Raw genomic sequence first — 5,428 nt, forward strand, 5'->3', positions numbered from 1 at the left:
GATTGCGCCCGATCGAGCTGAAGAACACCGGAGCGCTCACCATCCCGCTGAGCTTCGACCTCAGGAGTTCTGCAGCGTCCGGGTTGGCGAACGCGCCCACCTGCAGATACTGGCCAGACGCTGTTGCAGAAGCGTTTTTTTTTGCATCGATCTGCACTGGCACGACGGCCGCGGCGTGTTGCTGCGGCGGCGGAGTCCATTGCTCGACGGTGCCCGCCGATGCGGTGATCGTCGGGCCGCTGTTCTGCGCGACTTGTGGCTCGTTGAGCATCAGAGGCGCCGGACGGCCCTTCGCTGCCCACCAGGTTTGTGGATCGATACCTTCGACCTTGACCCGCGCCGTGCCGATTTCGGCGTAACCGAGTTTCTTCGCGGCAGCGTAGGACAAATCGATGATGCGATCCGAGTAGAACGGTCCACGGTCGTTGACGCGCAGGATCACGCTCTTGTTGTTGTCCAGGTTAGTCACCCGAACGTAACTCGGCAGCGGTAATGTCTTGTGTGCGGCACTCATGCCGTACAGGTCATAGACCTCGCCATTGGCGGTGTTCTGACCGTGAAACTTGGTGCCATACCAGGACGCAGTGCCGGAGGCGACGTAGGTCTTGGATTCCTGCAACGGAAAGTAGGTCTTGCCCAGCACGGTGTACGGGTTGGCTTTGTAAGCCCCGGTGTGCAGGGTCGGCGTGGCATCGGGAATGCGCGAAACATCGACATCCCACCACGGCGCGCCATCTTTGTGCGCACGGTTGATGTCCAGGCCCGGCTGCGCACGCACAGCGGTAGAGGATGTTTTCGGCGCTGGCGAACGGCTGGTCGAGCAACTGACGACCAATACTGCCAACGCAGCAAATGCCACCAGCTTCAGGGGTTTATTGTTAGGCAATGCCCGCATTACTTGACGCCCCGTGCTTGTACCAGCTGTTCAGACAGTTGATGTACGGCCATGGCGTACATCACGCTGCGGTTATAACGCGTGATCGCGTAAAAATTCTTCAGGCCCATCCAGTATTCAGGGCCGTTATCGCCTTCGAGGCGAAATGCAGTAACCGGCATATCATCGCGCAGCGCATCATGACTTGACCAGCCCAGCGCCCGCAACTCTCCGACAGTCTTTGTCGGCTCGATGCCGGTGGTCAGACCTTCGTCGACCTGATCGCCCCGCACGTCCGCCCGACTGACCACCGGCTCGCCGGCAACCCAGCCGTGACGCTTGAAATAGCTGGCGACGCTGCCGATCGCATCATCCGGGTTGTTCCAGATATTGATGTGGCCGTCACCGTCGAAATCCACCGCATAGGCGCGAAAACTGCTCGGCATGAACTGCGGCAGGCCCATCGCCCCGGCGTAAGAGCCTTTGAGGGTCAATGGATCGACCTGTTCTTCGCGGGCCAGCAGCAGGAACTCACGCAGTTCCTTGCGGAAAAATTCGGCACGGGGAGGATAGTCGAAACCGAGCGTCGACAAGGCATCGATCACCCGGTAATTACCGGTATTACGTCCGAAAAACGTTTCAACGCCAATGATCGACACGATGACTTGTGCCGGTACACCGTATTCCTGCTCGGCGCGGGCCAGCGTGGCCTCGTGCTGACGCCAGAAGTCCACACCTCGGGCGATGCGCGCATCGGTGAGGAACATCGGACGGTATTCTTTCCACTGTTTGACCCGCTCGGCGGGCCGGGAAATGGCGTCGAGAATCGCCTGTTTGCGCTGTGCCTCGCGGAACACCGCCATCAGTTGTTCACCAGCGAAACCGTAGTCGCGGGTCATTTCACCGACGAACTCGGCCACCTGCGGCGAACCTTCGTAATCGCCGGCCAGCGCTTCCTGCGCGCTACCAAGGATGCCTACCAGGCCGACCCATGGCGCGTATCGAGACGCCCAGCCACGCATTACTTGCATTGAACTCTTCACCTTATTCAAACCTGTGCGATCCACTTGCGATGGGTATGGATCGACATCAAAACCCCAAACGCTGACAGCAGTGTCACCAGCGAAGTTCCTCCGTAGCTAATGAACGGCAACGGCACCCCCACCACCGGCAACAGGCCACTGACCATACCGATGTTGACGAAAACGTAAACAAAAAACGTCATGGTCAACGAACCGGCGAGCAATTTGCCGAACAGCGTTTGTGCCTGGGCGGTAATCACCAGCCCCCGGCCAATCAGCAACAGATAGATCAACAGCAGTGCGCAGATGCCCACCAGACCGAACTCTTCGCCGAGTACCGCAATAATGAAGTCGGTGTGGCTTTCCGGCAGGAAGTCCAGGTGGGACTGGGTGCCGAGCAGCCAGCCCTTGCCGAATACGCCGCCGGAACCGATAGCTGCCTTGGACTGAATGATGTTCCAGCCCGTGCCCAGCGGATCACTCTCCGGGTCGAGAAAGGTCAGGATTCGCTGCTTCTGATAGTCGTGCATGATGAAAAACCACATGGCAACCGCCACCGGTACAGCGGCGGCCAGCACGCTGAGTATCCAGCGCCAGCGCAGCCCGCCCATGAACAGCACGAACGCACCGCCCGCAAGAATCAGCAGCGAGGTGCCGAGATCGGGCTGACGCACGATCAGAATAAATGGCACGCCAATCAGCATCAGGCTGATCCCGACGTGCTTGAGCTGCGGCGGCAAAGTACGTTTGGACAGGTACCAGGCGATGGTTGCCGGCATCAGAATCTTCATGAATTCCGAGGGCTGGAAGCGGATCACTCCGGGGATGTTGATCCAGCGCGTGGCGCCCATGGCGTTGTGGCCCATGATGTCCACCACCATCAACAGCACCACCCCGACCACATAACCCAGCGGCACCCAACGCGCCATGAAACGCGGCTCAAGCTGGGCGATGACGATCATCGACACCAGGCCGATGCCGAACGAAGTGGCCTGCTTGGCCAGCAGATCCCAGCTCTTGCCGCTCGCCGAATACAGCACGAACAGGCTGCCGGCCGCGAGGATCAGCAGCAGGATCAGCAACGGTCCATCGATGTGTAACCGTTGCAGCAGAGTCGCGCGGCGGCGCATCACATCCTCACTGGAGAGCATGCGATCGAAGTTATTCATCACTGGGCCGTAGCCTCCGCACTGATTGGTCCGGCGTATTCGGCCTTCAAACGTCCGTCTTGATCCAGCAGCCAGGCATCCATGACCTGACGCACGACTGGCGCGGCGACGCCGGAACCGGATTCACCGTTCTCGACCATCACCGACACCACGATTTTCGGGTTGTCGGCCGGGGCAAAACCGACGAACAAGGCGTGGTCGCGGTGGCGTTCCTGCACCTTGGAGCGGTCGTACTTCTCACCCTGTTTGATCGCGACGACTTGCGCCGTACCCGACTTGCCGGCGATCCGGTATTGCGCGCCGATGGCCGCTTTGCGTGCAGTGCCGCGAGCGCCGTGCATGACCTGCTGCATGCCGTGGTTGACCTTGTTCCAGTCCGACGGATCGCGCAGGACAATGTCCGGAATCGGGTTTTCATCGACCGGCTTCACCCCTTCGAGGGATTTGGCCAGATGCGGCCGGTTCCACACGCCTTTGTTCGCCACCAGCGCAGTGGCTTGCGCCAGTTGCAACGGAGTCGATTGCATGTAGCCCTGACCGATCCCGAGAATCAGTGTTTCACCCGGGAACCACGCCTGTTTGCGGGTTGCACGTTTCCATTCGCGGGAAGGCATCAGCCCGGGCGACTCTTCGAACATGTCCAGCGAGACCTTCTGGCCGATGCCGAACTTGTTCATGTAGGCCGACAGCCGATCAATACCGATCTTGTGCGCCAGGTCATAAAAGTAGGTGTCGTTGGAACGCATGATCGCCGTGTCGAGATCGACAAAGCCGTCACCCGTGCGGTTCCAGTTGCGGTATTTGTGGTCGTAGTTGGGCAGCATGTAGTAACCCGGGTCGAACACTCGGGTCGATGCTGTCACTACGCCAGAGTCGAGCCCGGCAATCGCCACAGCTGGCTTGATCGTCGAACCCGGCGGATACAGACCGCGCAGCACGCGGTTGAACAACGGTCGATCAATCGAATCACGCAACTCGGCGTAGGCCTTGAAGCTGATCCCGGTGACGAACAGGTTCGGGTCAAAACTTGGCTGGCTGACCATCGCCAGCACTTCGCCGGTGCTTGGGTCCAGCGCCACCACGGCACCACGCCGTCCGCCCAATGCAGCTTCGGCGGCTTCCTGCAATTTGATGTCCAGGCTCAGGACGATGTCCTTGCCGGGAATCGGATCGGTACGCTTGAGCACGCGCAACACGCGGCCCCGAGCGTTGGTTTCGACTTCCTCGTAACCCACCTGGCCATGCAATTCCGGCTCGTAGAAGCGTTCAATGCCGGTCTTGCCGATGTGATGGGTGCCGCTGTAATTGACCGGATCGAGGCTTTTCAGCTCTTTCTCGTTGATCCGCCCCATGTAACCCACCGAATGCGCAAAATGTGCACCCTGCGGATAGTGACGAACCAGTTGCGCAACCACTTCCACGCCTGGCAGACGGAACTGATTCACCGCGACGCGGGCGATCTGCTCTTCAGTCAGCTCGAACAGGATCGGCACCGGCTCAAACGGCCGGCGCCCCTGACGCATGCGCTTCTCGAAAATCACCCGGTCCTCGGGCGTCAGCTCCAGCACCTCGACGATGACGTCGAGCACCTGCTGCCAGTCGCCGGAACGCTCGCGGGTCATGCTCAGGCTGAAGCTTGGGCGGTTGTCCGCCACCACCACGCCGTTGCGGTCGAAAATCAACCCACGGGTCGGCGGAATCGGCTGGACATGGACCCGGTTGTTTTCCGAGAGCGTCGAGTGATAGTCGTACTGAATCACCTGCAGGAAATACAGCCGCGCAATCAGCACGCCGATCAGCAACACGATCGCAATGGCCCCGAACACGACGCGGCTACGCACCAGACGTGCGTCTTTTTCGTGGTCCTTGATGCGGATCGGCTGAGACATGAGGGCTGGATTACTTGTGGTAAGGGTGACCGGACAACACGGTCCAGGCACGGTACAGCTGTTCGCCGATGAGGATTCGCACCAGCGGGTGCGGCAAGGTCAGCGGCGACAACGACCAGCGCTGGTCAGCCCGCGCACAGACTTCCGGCGCCAGCCCTTCCGGGCCACCGACCATGAAGTTGACCGTGCGCGAATCCAGCCGCCAACGGTCGAGTTCGACCGCCAGTTGCTCGGTGCTCCAGGGCTTGCCATGGACTTCGAGGGTTACGATCCGCTCGTTCGGGCCGACCTTGGCCAGCATGGCTTCGCCTTCCTGACGGATGAAGCGGGCCACGTCGGCATTCTTGCCACGGGTATTGAGCGGAATTTCCACCAGTTCCAGCGCCAGCTCGGACGGACGCCGCTTGGCATATTCATCCCAGCCTTCTGCCGTCCGAGCTGGCGCTGGAACTGGTGGAAATTCCGCTCAATACC

The 5,428-nt window shown here is 60.3% G+C and carries 4 protein-coding genes and 1 pseudogene; all 5 read right to left on the reverse strand.

Annotated elements, in window-relative coordinates; genetic code table 11:
* On the reverse strand, window positions 1-895 hold an 895-nt coding region (locus ACIOZM_RS31010), incomplete at its 3' end, for a septal ring lytic transglycosylase RlpA family protein (protein ID WP_401221358.1).
* On the reverse strand, window positions 895-1,905 hold the full coding sequence (mltB, locus tag ACIOZM_RS31015; protein ID WP_401221360.1) for a lytic murein transglycosylase B: 1,011 nt from the start codon (window positions 1,903-1,905) through the stop codon (window positions 895-897). The genes mltB and ACIOZM_RS31010, both read right to left, overlap by 1 nt.
* 17 nt (window positions 1,906-1,922) lie before the next feature.
* Window positions 1,923-3,026: a rod shape-determining protein RodA gene (gene rodA / locus ACIOZM_RS31020; protein WP_401221368.1), complete on the reverse strand. Its 1,104-nt coding sequence runs from the start codon at window positions 3,024-3,026 to the stop codon at window positions 1,923-1,925.
* A 38-nt stretch (window positions 3,027-3,064) separates the two neighbouring features.
* Entirely contained in the window at window positions 3,065-4,954 is a 1,890-nt protein-coding gene (gene mrdA / locus ACIOZM_RS31025; protein WP_401221363.1) for a penicillin-binding protein 2, read from the reverse strand.
* Window positions 4,955-4,964: 10 nt separating this feature from the next.
* Window positions 4,965-5,396, reverse strand: a pseudogene (gene rlmH, locus ACIOZM_RS31030) (23S rRNA (pseudouridine(1915)-N(3))-methyltransferase RlmH); the annotation flags it as partial.
* Window positions 5,397-5,428: the final 32 nt, after the last annotated feature.

This window comes from Pseudomonas sp. NPDC087346, from assembly GCF_044744235.1.
Classification (GTDB): Bacteria; Pseudomonadota; Gammaproteobacteria; order Pseudomonadales; family Pseudomonadaceae; genus Aquipseudomonas.